The organism is Pseudarthrobacter sp. NIBRBAC000502772, from assembly GCF_006517235.1.
Taxonomy (GTDB): Bacteria; Actinomycetota; Actinomycetes; order Actinomycetales; family Micrococcaceae; genus Arthrobacter.
In genome coordinates this window covers 4035909-4052335 of the sequence record NZ_CP041188.1, presented here as the reverse complement: position 1 = coordinate 4052335, position 16427 = coordinate 4035909, and the positions used below count along the sequence as shown (strand labels likewise).

Below are 16427 nucleotides of genomic sequence, written 5' to 3'. Positions count from 1 at the left end.
CATCCCCTATCAGGATTGTGGATCTCCTTATGAACCTTCTCCGGACCAAATCCATCGAGCAGTCCATCGCCGACGCCGATGAACCCGGACGCAAGCTCAAGCGGTCGCTCAGCAGCTGGGACCTGATGATCATGGGTGTCGCCGTCGCTGTCGGCGCCGGCATTTTCTCGGTCGGCGCCAAGGCTGCGGCCAACTTCTCCGGCCCCGCCGTGACGTTGTCCTTCGCCATTGCCGCCGTGACGTGTGCCCTGGCCATCATGTGCTACGCCGAGTTCGCCACCGCCATTCCGGTCGCCGGGTCGGCCTACGTCTTTACGTACGCCACCATGGGCGAGCTGCTGGCGTGGATCATCGGCTGGAACCTGATCCTGGAACTTTTCACCGCCGCGGCAGTGATCGCCAAGTACTGGGGCATCTACCTCAGCAAAGTGTTTGCGCTGATGGGGGCCGACGTGCCGCCCGCACTGTCTCTTGGCGGCGTGGACCTCTACTGGGGCGCGTTCCTGATCGTTGCCGTCTTCACCGTCCTCCTGGTGCTGGGCACCAAGCTCTCCGCCCGTGTGGGCAACGTCTTCACCCTGATCAAGATCGCCGTTGTGCTGTTTGTGATCGTGGTGGGCTTCACGTACGTGAAGTTCGAAAACTACACGCCGTTCGTGCCCGCCGCGGAACCCACCGCCGGTGGCTCCGCGGATGTCCTGAAGCAGTCGTTCTTCGGCTTCCTCACCGGTGCCGCGCCCGCCCAGTACGGCACGCTCGGCATCTTCGCCGGCGCCGCGCTGGTGTTCTTCGCCTTCATCGGCTTTGACGTCGTGGCCACGTCCGCGGAGGAAGTCAAGAACCCGCAGAAGACCCTGCCGCGGGGCATCTTCGGCGGCCTGGCCGTGGTGACGCTGCTCTACATCCTGGTGTCCCTCGCGCTCACCGGCATGGTGTCCTACACGGACCTCGCGGCAGCCGAGACACCCACCCTCACCACCGCCTTCGAGGCCGTCGGCAACACCACCGCGGCCAAGGTCATCGCCTTCGGCTCCCTGATTGGCCTCACCACCGTCATCATGGTGCTGCTGATGGGGCTGTCCCGCGTAGTGCTGGCCATGAGCCGCGACGGACTGCTGCCCCGCGCGCTGTCCAAGACCAGCGAAAAGCGTTCGACGCCGGTCCGCCTCCAGATCATCTGCGGCGCCGCCGTAGCACTTGTGGCCGGCCTGACCAACGTTGACCTGCTGGAAGAAATGATCAACATCGGCACGCTGTCGGCGTTTGTTGTAGTGAGCCTGGGCATCCTGGTGCTGCGCAAAAAGCGCCCGGACCTGAAGCCGTCCTTCCGCGTCCCGTTCGGCAAGGTCCTCCCGGTGGTTTCGGCCGTCCTGTGCCTGTACCTGATGACGAACCTCGCCGTGGAGACATGGATCTTCTTCGCCGGCTGGCTGGTCATCGGCGTCGTGATCTACTTCGCCTACGGCCAGCGGCACTCCCGCCTGAACGAAAAGTTCGCCGAGGCCAAGTCCGCCGTGGACGCCACGGATTCCGGCGCGGACGCCCGCCTTGCCGGCAGTGAGGCCCCAGCCCGCGACGAGGCACTCACCCGCCCGTAACCCCGCACCCCCGCAGCCAAGGCTGCAAATAAGACAGAGGCACCCGTCCACCCCATTGGTGGCAGGGTGCCTCTGCCGTTTAACCCGCCTTTGTGATCTGGCCGATAACACCTATATAGTCGTGCTTGGAGTTTTCGGGATGCCGTCCCGATAATCGGAAACGTGCTTCGGCACCAAAGAGAAATGGTGAACTGTGGCTGAGAACGATGTTGTTCGCAGTAAGTCGGCGGTCCTGGACCCCGAAGGCAATGAGGTGGCCCCCGGGGCCACCGACAAGGCGCCCGTCCGCAGGGCCGCATGGGCCGGCCTGATCGGCACCGCGCTCGAACAGTACGACTTTGTGATCTACGGAACCGCATCGGCGATCATCTTCAACAAGATCTTCTTCCCGAACATCGACCCCGCCATCGGTATCATCGCCGCGTTCGGTGCCTACGCCGTCGGCTTCGGGGCACGCCCCCTCGGCGGCCTCTTCTTCTCCAAGTACGGTGACCGGCTGGGACGCAAGTGGGTGCTGGTTGCCACGCTCTTCCTGATGGGCATCGCCACGTTCGCCATAGGCCTGCTGCCCACCTACGAGCAGGCGGGCATCTGGGCCCCCGTGCTGCTGGTTGCCTGCCGCTTCCTCCAGGGATTCGGTGCCGGCGCCGAACAGGCCGGCGGCGTGGTCCTGGTGGCGGAAACTGCGCCGAAGGGCAGCCGCGGACGCTACGCCTCGCTCGTCTTCGTTGGTGCCGCCGCCGGCACCGCGATGGGCGCCGTCGTCTGGATCCTGGTGCAGATGATGCCCCGCGAAGCCCTGGAAGCCTACGGCTGGCGGCTTGTGTTCTTCTCGTCGATCTTCGTCACCATCGCCGCCTACGTGATCCGCCGCAAGCTGAAGGAATCACCGGTCTTTGAGGAAAAGAAGGAAGAGATCGCCGGCGCCGTCCGCGCCACTCCCGTGTCCGACGTCGTCAAGAACGGCCGTGCGGGCCTGTTCCGGGTCTTCTTTATGAACGTGGGCGCCAACGCGCACTCGTACATCTTCCAGGTCTTCCTGGGCTCCTACCTGATCACGCAGCTCAAGATTGACGCAACGTTCATTCCCAAGGTCCTGCTCGTGGGCGCGCTCTTCGCCTGCGTCTCGGCCTACGCCTTCGGCACCCTCTCCGACCGCTTCGGCCGCCGCCGGATGTACCTCATCATCACGGCGTTCCTGTTTGTCTTCCCCGTCCCGGCCTTCCTGCTGCTGAACACCGGAAACCTGTTCCTGATCTCGCTGGTGATCGTGCTCGGCTTCATCTTCGCCGCGCAGGGATCCGTGGGCGTCCAGGCAGCGTACTTCCCCGAGCTCTTCGGTTCCCGGTACCGCTACGCCGGCGTCGCGCTGGGCCGGGAATTCTCCTCCGTCTTCGGCGGCGGCATCGCACCGCTCATCTGCTCGGCGCTGGTCACCGCGTTCAGCGGCTCCTGGATCCCGGTCGCCATCTACATGATGGCCATGATGGGCATCAGCCTGGTCACCACCATCAAAGCCCCCGAAACCGTCGATCGTGACCTGCTCACAGAAGAGGACGCCAAGTAATGCCAGCCACGCCCACCCGCATCGTTATCACCGACTGCGACCACGACTCCATCGCCATCGAGCAGGCCGTCGCCGACGCCGCCGGCGTGGACCTGGTCCTTGCCCAGTGCCGGACCGAGGAGGACGTTATTGCCGCCGCTGCCACCGCCGACGCCATCGTGGTCCAGTACGCCCCCATCACGGACCGCGTCCTCGCGGCCCTGCCGCAGCTGAAGGCGATCGGCAGGTACGGCGTGGGCGTGGACACCCTCGACGTCGAGGCGGCCACCGCCCGCGGCGTCGCCGTCTGCAACGTGCCGGACTACGGCACCGAGGATGTCAGCGACCACGCCATTGCACTGGCCGTCAGCCTGGCCCGCGGAATCACCCGGCTGGACCGCGGCATGCGCCGCGGGGAACACTCGCTGCTGCCGGTCCAGCCCCTGCACCGGATATCCACCAGGGTGTTCGGCGTGGTGGGTCTGGGCCTGATCGGCGCGGCCACCGCACGCAAGGCCAAGGGCCTGGGCTACACGGTGATCGGGTCTGACCCGCTAGCGGAAATCGGTACGACGACGGCGGATGGCGTCGCCGTCGTCGGGTTTGAGGAAGTGATTTCCCGCGCTGACGTGGTGTCCCTCCACGTTCCGCTCAATTCCCATACGCATCACCTGATCAACGCCGGCGTGCTCGCGCAGATGAAACGCGGCGCCGTGCTGGTCAACACCTGCCGCGGGGGAGTGGTGGACACGGCTGCGGTTGCCGACGCCCTGGCAAGCGGCCAGCTCTACGGTGCCGGGCTGGACGTCTTCGAAGAAGAACCCCTGGACTTGACCAGCCCGCTGATCGGCTGCGAAAACGCCGTGCTGACACCGCACGCTGCCTGGTACAGCGAGGAATCCTATGCGGAACTGAAACGCCGCACCGTTGAAAACGTCCTCGAGGTCTGCGCCGGACGCATGCCGCGCAACGTGATGAACGCAGGAGTGCTGGTATGAGCGCCGCACTCCTGAACAGCACCATGCGCGCCGCTGTGTGGACGGCGCCGGACACGATCGAACCGCGGCAGTTGCCCGTTCCTGAAATCCCCTCAGGCTGGGCCCTGGTCCGGACGGAAATGACCGGCCTGTGCGGCTCCGACTTTTCCATCCTGCACGGAACGCACCCCCGCGCCGAGGCTCCCCTGGTCATGGGCCACGAGATCACCGGCATCGTGGAGGTCGCGGCGGCGACCGGCCCGGCGGCGGGCACCCGGGTCACCGTGGAGCCCCTCATCCACTGCGGCGAATGCCACCCGTGCAGCGGCGGGGACACCCACGTCTGCCGGGCGCTGAAACTGTACGGGATCGACGTCGCAGGCTCCCTCGCCGAGTACGTGGCACTGCCTGCCTCCGCGCTCATCCCGGTCAGCAACGCCGTGCCCCTCCAGGAGGCCGCCCTCGCCGAACCCCTGGCTGTGGCCGTCCACGCGGTATCCCGGGCCGGCCTGGCCGGCGGCGAGCGGGTGGTGATCTTCGGCGCCGGGCCCATCGGCATCCTGACAGCCCTGGTGGCACGCCACCAGGGAGCCGGCAGCGTCCTTATTTCGGAGCCGTCAGAGGCTCGCCGCCAGGTGGCCGAGGAACTGGGCTTCGCCACGGTGGCACCCGGGGACGACCCTATTCAGGCCATCCTTGCCGCCACGGGCGGGGACGGCGCGGACATCGTCTTCGACTCCGCCGCCCACTCCTCGGTTGCCGCGATGCTTCCCCGGGCCGTCCGTGTGCGGGGCACCGTGGTCCTGGTGGGCGTCTACAAGAAGCCCGTCGAACTGGACCTCCAGGCACTGACGTTTGCCGAGAACACCGTGGTGGGCGTCCGGGTCTACACGAGGGCGGCCGTGGAACGCGCGGTGGAACTCATCGAAGGCCGCGAACTGGGGCTGGACCGCATTCCCACCCAGGTGTTCGCGCTGGAGGACACCCGCCAGGCCTTTGACCAGGCGATGGCGTCCGGACGCGTCCTCAAAGTCTTTGTCAGCCCAGCCGCGGCGCCCGCCCCGAAAACCCAGGAAAGCTCATGAACCCCACAGCAGAGAAATCGCCGTTCGACCTCAGCGGCAAAACCGCGGCCGTGACCGGCGCCTCCCGCGGGATCGGCCTGGGCATTGCGCTCGGGCTGGTCAACGCCGGCGCCAGCGTTGTGGCACTACAGCGCGGCCCCTTGGCCCCGGAACTGGCAGCCGCTGCGGAAAAGGCAGGCGTCACCGCCGCCGCGGTCCACGTGGACCTGACCAGCGAAGAATCCGTGGCCGCCGCCACAGCGGAAACCCTGGCGGGACACCAGATCGACATCCTGGTCAACAACGCCGGAACCCAGATCCGGCACGACGCGGCAGAGTTCCCGCTGTCCGACTTCGACCGCGTCATGGCCATCAACACCCGCGCCGTCTTCCAGCTGTGCCAGGGCTTCGGCACCCCGATGGTGGAGCGCGGTGGCGGAAAGATCATCAACATGGCTTCCCTGCTCACGTTCCAGGGCGGCCTGCGGGTTCCGGCCTACGCCGCGTCGAAGGGCGCCGTGGCCCAGCTGACCAAGGCGTTGTGCAACGAATGGGCGCCCCGCGGCGTGAACGTCAATGCGGTTGCGCCGGGCTATATCGCCACTGACATGAACGAGGCGCTGCTGGCAGACGCCCAGCGCCACGAACAGATTTCAGTCCGGATCCCGGCGGCACGCTGGGGCACCGGCGGCGACCTCGCCGGCGCCGTGGTGTTCCTTGCCTCCCCGGCCGCGGATTATATCCACGGCGTCGTACTGCCGGTCGACGGCGGGTGGCTGGCCCGATGAGCGATCTCCAGAGCCCTCCCGTTTCCGCCATCCTGCAGGCCAATCCTGTGGTGGCCGTCCTCCGCGCCCGGCATGCCCGGGAATACGCGCCGGTCATCGACGCCCTGGTCAAGGGCGGCGTCCGGTCCATCGAACTGACCCTCAGCACCGATGGTGTGTTCGACCTCCTGCCGGACATCAAACGGCAGTTCGGCGCCGACGCGGAAATCGGCGTCGGCACCGTCACCTCCGGTGACCAGGCTGCGCAGGCGCTCGACGGCGGCGCGGACTACCTGGTGACGCCCGCCATGGTGACGGACGTGATCCACGCTGCGGTTGCGGCCGGCGTTCCGGTGTTCCCCGGCGGGCTGACGCCCACCGAACTGCTGTCCGGCATGCAGGCGGGGGCAACCGCCGTGAAGCTGTTCCCCGCCTCCACTGTGGGCCCCAGCTACATCGGACAGCTGCGAGGGCCCTTCCCGGACATGCGGGTCATTCCGTCCGGTGGCATCGGCATCGATGACGCCGCGGACTGGATCGCCGCAGGGGCGCTTGCCGTCAGCCTGGGCGGCCCGCTGCTCCGTGATGCGTTCTCCGGCGGGGACCTCGCTGCCCTCACGGCCCGTGCCCGGCAGCTCAGCGCTCTGGTGGCGGACGCCGTCCAGGCGAGGGGTGCCCGGTGACCTTTACCGACGTCGTGACCCTCGGCGAAACGATGGGCCTGATGAAGGCCGAGACGCCCGGCCCGCTGGCCCAGGTGTCCTCGCTCAGCCTGGGCATGGGCGGCTCCGAGAGCAACTTTGCCATCGCGCTGCGGCGCCTGGGCACCTCGGTGACCTGGGTGGGACGCGTCGGCAACGACAGCCTCGGTGAACTCGTCCTGCGTGAGCTCGCGGCCGAGGGCATCGTGGTTGACCCGCTGCGTGACGAGTCGGCGCCCACCGGCCTCATGATCAAAGAGCGGCGCACCATGGACCAGCTCAAGGTCTGGTACTACCGGGCCGGCAGCGCCGGCTCCCGGCTGTCTCCGGAGAACATCCCGGCCGAGCGGATTGCCAACGCCCGGCTGCTGCACCTCACGGGCATCACGCCCGCACTTTCGGCGGAGGCAGCGCGGGCGGCGCAATATGCGCTGGACGTTGCCCGTGAAGCAGGCGTCCTGGTCTCGTTCGACCTCAACTACCGCGCCGCGCTGTGGTCCGCCGACGACGCCCGTGACGTTTTCCGGAACTTCATTGCCCAGGCGGACGTCGTGTTCGCCGGGGACGACGAAGCCGCCATCGCGGTAGGAAAATCGGATGATTCGCTGGAGCTGGCCCGCCGGGTCGCCGCCCTCGGGCCGGGCCAGGCTGTCATCAAACGGGGGTCTGCAGGCTGTGCCGCCGTGATCGACGGGGTGGAATACGTGCAGGACGCCGTCCGGGTCAACGCCATCGACACCGTGGGGGCCGGCGACGCCTTTGTGGCCGGCTACATCTCGGACCTGCTGGCCGGGGCCTCGGTGCAGGAGCGGCTGCTGACAGCGGTCCGCACGGGAGCCTTTGCCTGCCTGGTGCCCGGCGACTGGGAAGGCATGCCGCGCCGGCACGAGCTGGCCATGCTGGACGCCACGGAACCGGTGGCACGCTGAGCATCCTGTAAAGGGGCCGGCGGGAAAGGGCCTGGATCGGCGCGTGGTCGTCTAGACCCAGGCCCTTTCAAATCCTGGCGGCAGGCAGCGGCTGAGCTCAGGCTGCACGTCCTGGAGCAGCGCCACGAGTGATTGAATCCGTTCCGGCGTCATGTGGACGCTGGGGGCTGAGATGGAGACAGCGGCCGCGACCCTGCCGAGCAGGTCCGGGATGGCGATGGCAACACAGGTGATGCCGAGTTCGTTCTCCTGGTCATCCAGCGCGTAGCCGTCCGCCCGGGCTTGATCCAGCACCGCCCGGAACGCGTCAACATCCTGGATGGAGCGGGGTGTGGCGATCGCCGCCGTATCGAAGGCGCGGACGGCCTCGTCATTTCCATACTGGGCTGCCAGCAGGGCCTTGCCCATGGCGGTGTTCTGCGCCCGCAGCCGTGCCCCGGGGCGGGACGCCATTTCAATGCCGCGATGGCCGCGGGCCTTGGCCAGGTACAGGACATCGTCGCCGCTGAGGATGCCCAGGTGCGTGGTGTCCTGCGTGGTCTTGGCGATCCCGGCGAGGATGGTCTGCACGGTGTCGGGAAGGCTGATCTTTGCCTCCGCTTTGGTGCCGAGCTCCAGCAGTTTGATGCCCAGATGGTAACTGTGGTCCGGCTGCTGGCTGAGGTACCGGCCCGCCACGAGTGTGGTCAGCATGCGGTGGGTCGCCGAGCGGCTGAGTCCCGAGGCCTGAGTGATGTCTTCTAGCCGGTGGGCGCCCGCAGCCACGTGGTCGAGCAGGCTGAGTCCGCGCTCCAGCGTGCGGGCCCCTGCGGGATTAGCTTCCATGCCCCCAATTATCCCACGTATAGGGAGCCATCCCATCTACAGGAAGTACGGCGTCACGGGGCAGCATGCCGGCCCACCCAGTCCACCAGGGGCCGCAGCTTGTCCCACAGCGCCTCGATTTCCTGCACTGCCGCCGGCGAATCCAGCCACTCCGGCTGGCCCAGTTCGATGCCGGCGGACAGCGACTTGTGCTTCAGCAGCTCCGCCCGGGGATGGTCCTTGTCGAAACCGCGCGGCACGGTCTTGAGTTTTTCGCCCTCCACGGCAAAGCCCGCGGCAGCCACGGTTGCCACGATGTGCCGCAGCGCTTCGCCGGTCCCGGACGCATCCACGGAGTTCCGGAAGCGGGCCAGCTGGGCCGGCGTGCTGGTGTGGCAGCCGCCGCCCACCAGCAGCCCGTCGGCGCTCACCTGGACGTAATACCCCACGCCTTCCTGAGACGATGCGAACGCTCCCTGGGCAGTCTTGTAGGGCGATTTGTCCTGGGAGAACCTGATGTCCCGGTTGGGCTGGAAGATCTTGCCCGGCCCGAACCGCGGCTCCAGTTCGGCCAGCAGGGCGGTGACCGGATCCCGGACCAGCGTGTTGTAGCTGTCCTTGTGCTCCAGCCACCACTCCCGGTTGTTGTTGTGCTCAAGTTCGGCATAGAACGCGAATGCCCCTGCAGGGATGCCCTGGAATGTACTCATGCAGTGATCCTAGGGACCACCGGGCAGCCCGGCCAGAGCGGCAGGCTCCTATGTGGAAACAAGAGCTGTGTGGAAACTAGAGCTGTGTGGAAACAAGACCGCCCCGCCACGGAAACCGTGACGGGGCGGACGTTGCACCACAGGGGCAGAAAGGCTAGCCGATCTTGTTGGCAGCCTCGGCGTCGGAGTCAGTGGAGCCCGCACCCAGGTTGGCGCGCAGCTTGGCGCCGAGTTCGGCGTCCACGTTGGTCCAGTACTGGATGGCGCGTTCCTTGATCTCGGCGTTCTTCACGCCGCCCACCGCACCGGTGATGGTGTCCAGCAGACGGGCCTTGGCGCCGTCGTCGAACACCTCGCGGTACAGGGTGCCGGCCTGGCCGAAGTCGCCGTCCTCGGCGTGCAGGGAGTGCGCGGAGAGCGTGAGCTCGCCGTCGTTCTCCCAGCCGCCGGCCGGGGAAGCCGGCTCAACGGCTGCAGGGCCGTTGAAGGAGTTGGGGGCGTAAACAGGTACGGACGGGGCGTTGAAGTGGTAACGCCCGGCGCCGTCCTGGCTGTAGTTGTTGACCTGGTTCTTCGGCTGGTTCACCGGGATCTGCGCGTGGTTGGTGCCCACGCGGTAGCGGTGTGCGTCGGCGTAGGAGAAGATGCGGGCCTGCAGCATCTTGTCCGGGGAGGCGGCGATGCCCGGCACGAAGTTCGACGGCGCGAAGGTGGCCTGCTCGATCTGCGCGAAGTAGTTCTCCGGGTTCTTGTTCAGCTCCATGGTGCCCACGTGGATCAGCGGGTAGTCCGAGTGCGGCCACACCTTGGTGAGGTCGAACGGGTTGAAGCGGTAGCCCTTGGCGTCTTCGTACGGCATGACCTGGACGTGCAGTTCCCAGGACGGGAAGTTGCCCTCGGCGATGTTGTCCTGCAGGTCGCGGATGTAGAAGTCCGCGTCCGAGCCGGCCAGCTCTTCAGCCTGGTCACCGGAGATGGTCTTGACGCCCTGGTTGGACTTGAAGTGGTACTTGACCCAGAAGCGCTCGCCCTCGGCATTGATCCACTGGTAGGTGTGCGAGCCGTAGCCCTGCATTTCACGCCAGGACGCCGGCAGGCCACGGTCACCCATAAGCCAGGTCACCTGGTGTGCGGATTCCGGGGACAGGGTCCAGAAGTCCCACTGCATGTCCGCATCGCGCAGGTGCGTGCCCGGGAGGCGCTTCTGGGAGTGGATGAAGTCCGGGAACTTGATGCCGTCGCGGATGAAGAAGACGGGGGTGTTGTTGCCCACGAGGTCGTAGTTGCCCTCGGAGGTGTAGAACTTGACGGCAAAACCGCGGGGGTCGCGCCAGGTGTCCGGGGAGCCTGCTTCGCCGGCGACGGAGGAGAAACGGATCAGCATCTCGGTCTCAACACCGGGCTGCAGGAACGCGGCCTTCGTGTACTTGGAGATGTCCGAGGTGGCCTTGAACGTACCGAACGCGCCGCCGCCCTTGGCGTGCACTACGCGCTCCGGCACGCGCTCGCGGTTGAACTGGGCGAGCTTTTCGATCAGGTAGTGATCCGTGAGGATGATGGCGCCGTCGGCGCCGACGGACTGTGCGTGCGCGTCGGAAGTGACGGGCGCGCCGGACTGGGTTGTAGAGATGTTCGCAGTCATTTTTCTCCTATTTCTCGATTACTTGGGACGTACTAGAAGGAAGTTTTTGGGACGCCTGGCAGTCCTGGCAGATGCCCTGGTACATCACATCGGCGATCTGGATGGTCATCGGCTTGGAGTTCTCATCCCAGTGCGGCGTGAGGCAGGGCGCGTGCCCGACGGCGCATTCGACGTCCTCCACGCGGCCGCAGCTGATGCAGATGGCGTGGTGGTGGTTGTCACCGACGCGGGTCTCGTACAGGGCGGGGGAATGCGGCGGCTCGAAGCGGCGCAGCATGTGCAGATCGGTCAGGTCGCCGAGGACCACGTATACCGATTGCGCGGTCAGCTCCGGAAGTTCGGTGCGCGCGGCGGCCAGGATGCTCTCCGCGGGGGAGTGCGGATGGTGTTCGACGGCGGTCAGCACGGCGAGCCGCTGTTTGGTCACCCGGCGGCCGTGGGCACGCAGGGCGGCAGCCCATGCATCGTGGCCGCCAAAGTGTTCCGTCATGCTTCTATTGAAGCACTTATTATGAGTCGATCACAATAAGGCTTGGCTTACCTTCGGCAGGTCCAGGAATTCCTGCATGGGGTTGCGGGATTCTCCTGCCGAGCGGCCCATGGCATGGACTTCCAGGCCGCCGGGTCCGGGTTCCGGCACCACGCAGCTCAGCCCGGTCACGCCGGGGCGGGCTGCCAGGCCCTCGACGGCGGCGGCCAGCGCCAGCAGGTGGCCGGGTGTCAGGCCGGGACGGCCCGGCGCCGGCGGCAACGCCGGCGCGAGCACCGTGTGGTGCGCGCCGGCCTTGAAATTCGGAGTCCTGGCAGTGAGTTCCGGGAGGGTGCCTTCCACTGGCGGGACGGGCTCCGCCGGGCGCGCAACAGCCAGCCGGCGCAGGGCGGTGCGGAGGCCGCCGTCGTACTCGCTAAGTTCTTCCGCTGCGGCCGGCACGCGGCGCTGAACGGGCAGGCGCAGCTGTTCGCCGGGCGTGACCGGCTCGGCGTCCCAGCGCCCGAAGACGTGGAACGTGGGCGTGGAGGATTCCGCTTCCGGTTCGCCGATGGCCGCTCCGATGGGGTGCCACTGGTGCGCAAACATAACGGTGCAGCGGCCGGCCCCCAGAACTTCGGCGAGGGCCTGCCGGGCGGTGTTGTGGCAGTGCAGCCAGTCGGTGGCGGAGCGGAGATCGAACGCCATGGCCGGATTCGTGAGCCTGATCAGGAGATGGCCGGCGTTCAGGGCGGTCCGGGGCCGGGCAACCTCCCAGCAAGCCGAGGCAAAAAGCAGCCGCCTGGACATATGCATCTGCCGACTCCTTTCCCCCGCCTGAGGATACCAAGCGTGTGACAGAACAGGACACTGATGCGCTATTAGGGTTGCAGGGTGGGGAAACTGCTGGCCGATATCACACCGCTCCGGGAGAGCCCGGCCTTCCGCCGGCTCTGGCTGGGTTCCGCCGTCTCGGCCGTGGGGAGCCAGCTCACGCTGGTGGCCGTGAGCCTGGAGGTATACCGGCTCACGCAGGACAGTTTCTATGTGGGACTGCTGGGTGTGTTTGCGCTGGTGCCGCTGGTGTTCGGCGGCCTGCTGGGCGGCTCCATCGCCGACTCCCACAACCGCCGCACGGTGGCGCTCCTGGCAACCTCCGTCCTGTGGCTGACTACCGGCCTGATCGCGCTGCAGTCCTGGCTGCAGCTGGGAAACGTCTGGATTCTCTATCTCCTGGTGGCGCTCCAAAGCGGTGCCCAGGCCATCAACCAGCCGGCCCGCAGTGCCATCATCCCCACGCTTATCCGCAAGGAACTGCTTCCCGCGGCCAACGCGCTCAGCATGATGTCGTTCGGGCTGGCGTTGACGGTGGGACCTCTGCTGGCGGGGGTGCTGGTGGCGTGGGTGGGCTTCGGCTGGACCTATACCATCGACTTCATCAGCTTCGCGTTTGTGCTCTGGGCGGTCTTCAGGCTCCCGTCCATGCCGCCGTCGGGAAGCGCCGGGCGGGCCGGGATCCGGTCTGTCGTCGAGGGGTTCCGGTTCCTGGGCACCCGGCCCAACCTGCGGATGACCTTCATCATCGACCTCGTGGCCATGATCCTCGCCCAGCCGCGTGCGCTGATGCCGGCCATCGGTGCGCTGATGATCGGCGGCGGCGAAACCACGGTGGGCATCCTGCTGGCCTCCAGCGCGGTGGGCGCGTTCCTGGCCGGCCTGTTTTCCGGGCCGCTCGGCCATGTCCGGTGGCAGGGGAGTGCCGTGGTGTGGTCGGTGATGGGCTGGGGCGCCTCGATTGCCGGATTCGGTGTGGTGGTGCTCCTGGCAGGACGGACGGACGACGGCGGGGCCACCGTTTGGCTGGTCCCGGCGGCTTTGTGCTGCGCCCTGGCCGGAATCGCAGACTCCATCAGTGCCGTCTTCCGCAACACCATCCTGCAGGCCGCTGCGCCGGACCACCTGCGCGGCCGGCTCCAGGGGGTCTTCATCGTGGTGGTGGCCGGTGGGCCGCGCGTGGGTGACCTGCTGGCAGGCGGCGGGACTAAGATTCTCAGTGAGGGCTGGGTCCTGCTTCTGGGCGGGGTTCTGTGCATCGCGGTGGCCTGGCTGGCGGCACTGCTGCAGCCGGGCTTCCGGCAGTACGATGCCCGCGACCCCGTGCCTTAGGGCCATGCCTTGTTGGGGCAACCTGTCGAGGCAACCTGTCGGGGCAACTTTGTCAGGGCGACGTGGAGGAGTGGACGTGCACAAGCATTACAACGGCCTGAAAACTGCGGCGCTCTTCGGCGTCCTGTGGGCGGTGCTCCTGGGCCTGGGCGGACTGATCGGGATCAATACCCGCAGTTCAGCCCCCATCTGGATCATGGCCCTGATCGGCGTGGCCACCACCGCGTACGGCTACTGGAACAGCGACAAGATCGCCATCCGTTCCATGCAGGCCTACCCCGTCACGGAGGCCCAGGCGCCACAGCTCTACCAGATTGTCCGGGAGCTCTCCGTCCGGGCCAACCAGCCGATGCCCCGCATCTACCTATCACCCACCATGAACCCGAACGCGTTCGCCACCGGCCGGAATCCCAAAAACGCCGCCGTGTGCTGCACCGAAGGGATCCTGCAGCTGCTGGATACCCGCGAGCTGCGCGGGGTCCTGGGCCACGAGCTGATGCACGTGTACAACCGGGACATCCTCACGTCCTCGGTGGCAGCCGCGGTGGCCGGCGTCATCACGTCCGTGGGCCAGATGCTGCTGTTCTTCGGCGGCGACCGGCGCAACTCCAACCCGCTGGCCATGCTGGCGATGGCCCTTTTGGCACCGTTTGCCGCCTCGCTCATCCAGCTGGCCATCTCCCGGACCCGCGAGTACGACGCCGACGAGGACGGTTCGCAGCTCACTGGCGATCCGCTGGCGCTCGCCTCAGCCCTGCGCAAGATTGAGCAGGGCGTACGGATCGCGCCGCTGCCGCAGGAGCAGAAGCTGGTCAACACCTCGCACCTGATGATCGCCAACCCGTTCCGCGGCGGGGCCATGACCAAGCTGTTCGCCACGCACCCGCCGATGAAGGAGCGGATCGCCCGGCTGGAACGGATTGCCGGCCGGCCGCTTAACTGAGGCTGACTGACCGACCCGGGCGCCGCCGTCGTACTTTCACCCGGGACACGCAAAAACGCCGGCGCTGCCCGTATTCCGGTAGCGCCGGCGTCTTTTGTCAGCGGCGGAATCTTTGCGCCTCGAAAACGAGGGTTTGGTCCGCTAGCTGCGGAAGTTGACGAACTGCAGGTCCGCCTCGTCAAAGTCCTTCAGCAGCGCCATGACGGACTGCAGGTCATCGCGGGACTTGGACGAGACGCGGAGTTCGTCGCCCTGGATCTGGGATTTGACGCCCTTCGGGCCCTCATCGCGGATCAGCTTGTTGATCTTCTTGGCCAGGTCCTGCTCGATGCCTTCCTTGATGGAGGCTTCGAGGCGGAATTCCTTGCCGGAGGGGTAAGGCTCGCCGGTGTCCAGGGACTTCAGGGAGATGCCGCGGCGGATCAGCTTGGACTGGAGGACGTCCAGCACGGCCAGGACGCGTTCCTCCGAGTTCGCCTTCATCAGGATCTTCTCGCCGCTGAATTCGACCTCGGCGCCGACGCCCTTGAAGTCGTAGCGCTGGACCAGTTCCTTCTGGGCCTGGTTCAGCGCGTTGGCCACTTCCTGCTTGTCCACTTTGCTTACGACGTCGAACGTTGACTCGCCTGCCATGATTCTCCTTGTGCCGGTGGTTGCCCTGACAATGGCTCTGCAGGGCGTGGATCTCTGCATTCCAGCCTAATACGGATCGCCCGCCTGTGGCGCTGGTGCGGGAGCGGCGCTGTTGTGGATTCGGCGCTGTTCGTGATTCACAGTTCTCTCATAGCGGACGCACTGCGGGAACGAAGCCGGGCAGGCGAGAGTTGAACGAGTTGGAAACAGGTCGAAGGGAAAGCCATGCAACACAAAGCCGTCCGTTACGTCACCCGAACCACCGCCGCAGCTGCGGGCGCTGTCGCCACTGCTGCCACATCAGTCGCCGCTGCAGCCCTGGCAGGCTCTATTATTTTCAGCCCGGTCCCGGATGCCTCGGCCCGCATGGAGGGTGTGAGCGAGGACCTGCTGCGGGCGGTCCAGCTGAACCAGATCACCGAGGAGCAGGCCGTGAAGTTCGAGGCGCGGCTGGCCGGGCGGATTCTCGGCGACGCCTGAGCCGCCGGTTTTCCGCGGAATTGCGGGGCCTCTGACGGCATTTCCAGGGGTCTGCAGCCTCGATTCGATGTTTCGGCAGAAGTTCTGTAAAGTTGTCTTGCCCGCGGTTACTGGAAGCGGAACGGCCCGGAAATGGACGTTCTGAACACTGCAGCCGGGGGTGATCTTCTTTTGAAGTTCGGCAGATTACCCGAGCGGCCAAAGGGGGCTGACTGTAAATCAGCTGGCAACGCCTACGGGGGTTCGAATCCCTCATCTGCCACCCAAGGAAAAGCCTCCGGAACCACCAGGTTCCGGAGGCCTTTTTGTGCCCGAAAGCCAGAGGCCCCTGCAGCCTGGCACGTCCGCAGCTTCCGTCGGGCTTCGGGTTTTCCCCGCCGTATGGTCTGTTCCCCGCGGCGTTACACGGGGATTTGACCACGAAGAGGGGAAAAGCAGCGTCGGAAGTCAGCCAAGAAACCGTCGTCGACAGCAGCGTTGCCCCCGGCGTAGGCTGGCAGCATCGGCGCATGTGACCCCGATGCCCTGCGTCGATACATCAATCGATGAAGGAGAACCATGAGCGTTGTACGTGAATTTATGACCACGGATGCACAGTGTATTAAGGAGCATCAGTCCCTCGCAGATGCCGCTCGGATGATGTTGGATCTGGATTGTGGATCGCTGCCGATCTGCGGCGATGACGGCAAGTTGAAGGGCATGATCACCGACCGCGACATCGTACTCAGGTGCGTTGCGGCCGATCGTGATCCCCGCGAGATGTTGGCCAGCGAGCTAGCCACCGGCAAGCCCTACTGGGTGGACGCCGATGCCAGCGTTGACGCAGCCATCGAAATCATGGAGAGGCACCAGGTCCGGCGCCTCCCGGTTATCGTCGACCACAAGATGGTCGGCATCATCAGCCAGGGCGATATTGCGCGCAACTACACCGAGGAGCGCGTGGGCGAACTGGTGGAGCACATTTCCGAACGCCACCCGATGTCTGCATAGTCTGACTA

The 16427-nt window shown here is 66.3% G+C and carries 17 protein-coding genes and 1 tRNA gene; 12 read left to right on the top strand and 6 right to left on the bottom strand.

The genetic code is table 11. The annotated features are described in order from the left end of the window. Positions 1 to 29: 29 nt before the first annotated feature. The 7 genes from NIBR502772_RS18805 (at position 30) to NIBR502772_RS18775 (ending at position 7582) form a co-directional block, all read left to right on the top strand. Complete coding sequence (locus NIBR502772_RS18805) at positions 30 to 1598, top strand: APC family permease (RefSeq protein WP_141141302.1); 1569 nt, start codon at positions 30 to 32, stop codon at positions 1596 to 1598. Positions 1599 to 1791: 193 nt separating this feature from the next. Further along, entirely contained in the window at positions 1792 to 3165 is a 1374-nt protein-coding gene (locus NIBR502772_RS18800) for an MFS transporter (RefSeq protein WP_246848585.1), read from the top strand. Then, a complete protein-coding gene (locus NIBR502772_RS18795) occupies positions 3165 to 4142 on the top strand; it encodes a C-terminal binding protein (RefSeq protein WP_141141301.1) in 978 nt (325 codons plus the stop codon). The genes NIBR502772_RS18800 and NIBR502772_RS18795 overlap by 1 nt, the downstream gene beginning before the upstream one ends. Further along, positions 4139 to 5206 carry a zinc-binding dehydrogenase gene (locus tag NIBR502772_RS18790; protein ID WP_141141300.1) on the top strand — a complete coding sequence of 356 codons (1068 nt, stop codon included), beginning with the start codon at positions 4139 to 4141 and terminating at the stop codon, positions 5204 to 5206. The genes NIBR502772_RS18795 and NIBR502772_RS18790 overlap by 4 nt, the downstream gene beginning before the upstream one ends. Next, entirely contained in the window at positions 5203 to 5973 is a 771-nt protein-coding gene (locus NIBR502772_RS18785) for an SDR family oxidoreductase (protein ID WP_141141299.1), read from the top strand. The genes NIBR502772_RS18790 and NIBR502772_RS18785 overlap by 4 nt, the downstream gene beginning before the upstream one ends. Continuing rightward, positions 5970 to 6635, top strand: coding sequence for a bifunctional 4-hydroxy-2-oxoglutarate aldolase/2-dehydro-3-deoxy-phosphogluconate aldolase (locus tag NIBR502772_RS18780; RefSeq protein WP_141141298.1), 666 nt, complete (start codon positions 5970 to 5972; stop codon positions 6633 to 6635). The genes NIBR502772_RS18785 and NIBR502772_RS18780 overlap by 4 nt, the downstream gene beginning before the upstream one ends. Beyond that, positions 6632 to 7582, top strand: coding sequence for a sugar kinase (locus tag NIBR502772_RS18775; RefSeq protein ID WP_246848584.1), 951 nt, complete (start codon positions 6632 to 6634; stop codon positions 7580 to 7582). The genes NIBR502772_RS18780 and NIBR502772_RS18775 overlap by 4 nt, the downstream gene beginning before the upstream one ends. A gap of 51 nt (positions 7583 to 7633) precedes the next feature. Here NIBR502772_RS18775 and NIBR502772_RS18770 read toward each other — a convergent pair whose 3' ends face one another. The 5 genes from NIBR502772_RS18770 to NIBR502772_RS18750 form a co-directional block, all read right to left on the bottom strand. Then, on the bottom strand, positions 7634 to 8407 hold the full coding sequence (locus NIBR502772_RS18770; protein WP_168223573.1) for an IclR family transcriptional regulator: 774 nt from the start codon (positions 8405 to 8407) through the stop codon (positions 7634 to 7636). A 53-nt stretch (positions 8408 to 8460) separates the two neighbouring features. After that, positions 8461 to 9096, bottom strand: a complete 636-nt coding sequence (locus NIBR502772_RS18765; protein WP_141141296.1) for a DUF2461 domain-containing protein — start codon at positions 9094 to 9096, stop codon at positions 8461 to 8463. 154 nt (positions 9097 to 9250) lie between these two features. Next, on the bottom strand, positions 9251 to 10738 hold the full coding sequence (locus tag NIBR502772_RS18760) for a catalase (protein ID WP_141141295.1): 1488 nt from the start codon (positions 10736 to 10738) through the stop codon (positions 9251 to 9253). Positions 10739 to 10745: 7 nt separating this feature from the next. Then, positions 10746 to 11228, bottom strand: coding sequence for a Fur family transcriptional regulator (locus NIBR502772_RS18755; protein WP_104061832.1), 483 nt, complete (start codon positions 11226 to 11228; stop codon positions 10746 to 10748). A gap of 30 nt (positions 11229 to 11258) precedes the next feature. Further along, complete coding sequence (locus NIBR502772_RS18750) at positions 11259 to 12023, bottom strand: hypothetical protein (protein ID WP_141141294.1); 765 nt, start codon at positions 12021 to 12023, stop codon at positions 11259 to 11261. A gap of 78 nt (positions 12024 to 12101) precedes the next feature. On the opposite strand from NIBR502772_RS18750, the gene NIBR502772_RS18745 reads away from it, so the two are divergent. Then, positions 12102 to 13373: an MFS transporter gene (locus NIBR502772_RS18745; protein WP_141141293.1), complete on the top strand. Its 1272-nt coding sequence runs from the start codon at positions 12102 to 12104 to the stop codon at positions 13371 to 13373. 76 nt (positions 13374 to 13449) lie between these two features. Further along, on the top strand, positions 13450 to 14316 hold the full coding sequence (gene htpX / locus NIBR502772_RS18740) for a zinc metalloprotease HtpX (RefSeq protein ID WP_104061934.1): 867 nt from the start codon (positions 13450 to 13452) through the stop codon (positions 14314 to 14316). 141 nt (positions 14317 to 14457) lie between these two features. Here the strand turns inward: htpX and NIBR502772_RS18735 are convergent, their stop codons facing one another. Continuing rightward, positions 14458 to 14949: a YajQ family cyclic di-GMP-binding protein gene (locus tag NIBR502772_RS18735; RefSeq protein ID WP_104061835.1), complete on the bottom strand. Its 492-nt coding sequence runs from the start codon at positions 14947 to 14949 to the stop codon at positions 14458 to 14460. Positions 14950 to 15174: 225 nt separating this feature from the next. Here NIBR502772_RS18735 and NIBR502772_RS18730 point away from each other — a divergent pair, with 225 nt between their 5' ends. The 3 genes from NIBR502772_RS18730 (at position 15175) to NIBR502772_RS18720 (ending at position 16419) form a co-directional block, all read left to right on the top strand. Beyond that, positions 15175 to 15429, top strand: coding sequence for a hypothetical protein (locus NIBR502772_RS18730; protein WP_141141292.1), 255 nt, complete (start codon positions 15175 to 15177; stop codon positions 15427 to 15429). 180 nt (positions 15430 to 15609) lie between these two features. Continuing rightward, positions 15610 to 15691: transfer RNA gene (locus tag NIBR502772_RS18725), tRNA-Tyr, on the top strand. A gap of 296 nt (positions 15692 to 15987) precedes the next feature. Then, a complete protein-coding gene (locus NIBR502772_RS18720; protein ID WP_104061841.1) occupies positions 15988 to 16419 on the top strand; it encodes a CBS domain-containing protein in 432 nt (143 codons plus the stop codon). Positions 16420 to 16427: the final 8 nt, after the last annotated feature.

Bases quoted from the DNA above. Each gene is read 5' to 3' on its own strand.
- NIBR502772_RS18750 (WP_141141294.1), bottom strand. From the start codon at position 12,023: ATGCATATGTCCAGGCGGCTGCTTTTTGCCTCGGCTTGCTGGGAGGTT.
- NIBR502772_RS18730 (WP_141141292.1), top strand. From the start codon at position 15,175: ATGCAACACAAAGCCGTCCGTTACGTCACCCGAACCACCGCCGCAGCT.
- NIBR502772_RS18785 (WP_141141299.1), top strand. From the start codon at position 5,203: ATGAACCCCACAGCAGAGAAATCGCCGTTCGACCTCAGCGGCAAAACC.
- NIBR502772_RS18720 (WP_104061841.1), top strand. From the start codon at position 15,988: ATGAGCGTTGTACGTGAATTTATGACCACGGATGCACAGTGTATTAAG.
- NIBR502772_RS18755 (WP_104061832.1), bottom strand. From the start codon at position 11,228: ATGACGGAACACTTTGGCGGCCACGATGCATGGGCTGCCGCCCTGCGT.
- NIBR502772_RS18795 (WP_141141301.1), top strand. From the start codon at position 3,165: ATGCCAGCCACGCCCACCCGCATCGTTATCACCGACTGCGACCACGAC.
- NIBR502772_RS18760 (WP_141141295.1), bottom strand. From the start codon at position 10,738: ATGACTGCGAACATCTCTACAACCCAGTCCGGCGCGCCCGTCACTTCC.
- NIBR502772_RS18765 (WP_141141296.1), bottom strand. From the start codon at position 9,096: ATGAGTACATTCCAGGGCATCCCTGCAGGGGCATTCGCGTTCTATGCC.
- NIBR502772_RS18770 (WP_168223573.1), bottom strand. From the start codon at position 8,407: ATGGAAGCTAATCCCGCAGGGGCCCGCACGCTGGAGCGCGGACTCAGC.
- NIBR502772_RS18805 (WP_141141302.1), top strand. From the start codon at position 30: ATGAACCTTCTCCGGACCAAATCCATCGAGCAGTCCATCGCCGACGCC.
- NIBR502772_RS18780 (WP_141141298.1), top strand. From the start codon at position 5,970: ATGAGCGATCTCCAGAGCCCTCCCGTTTCCGCCATCCTGCAGGCCAAT.
- NIBR502772_RS18735 (WP_104061835.1), bottom strand. From the start codon at position 14,949: ATGGCAGGCGAGTCAACGTTCGACGTCGTAAGCAAAGTGGACAAGCAG.
- NIBR502772_RS18790 (WP_141141300.1), top strand. From the start codon at position 4,139: ATGAGCGCCGCACTCCTGAACAGCACCATGCGCGCCGCTGTGTGGACG.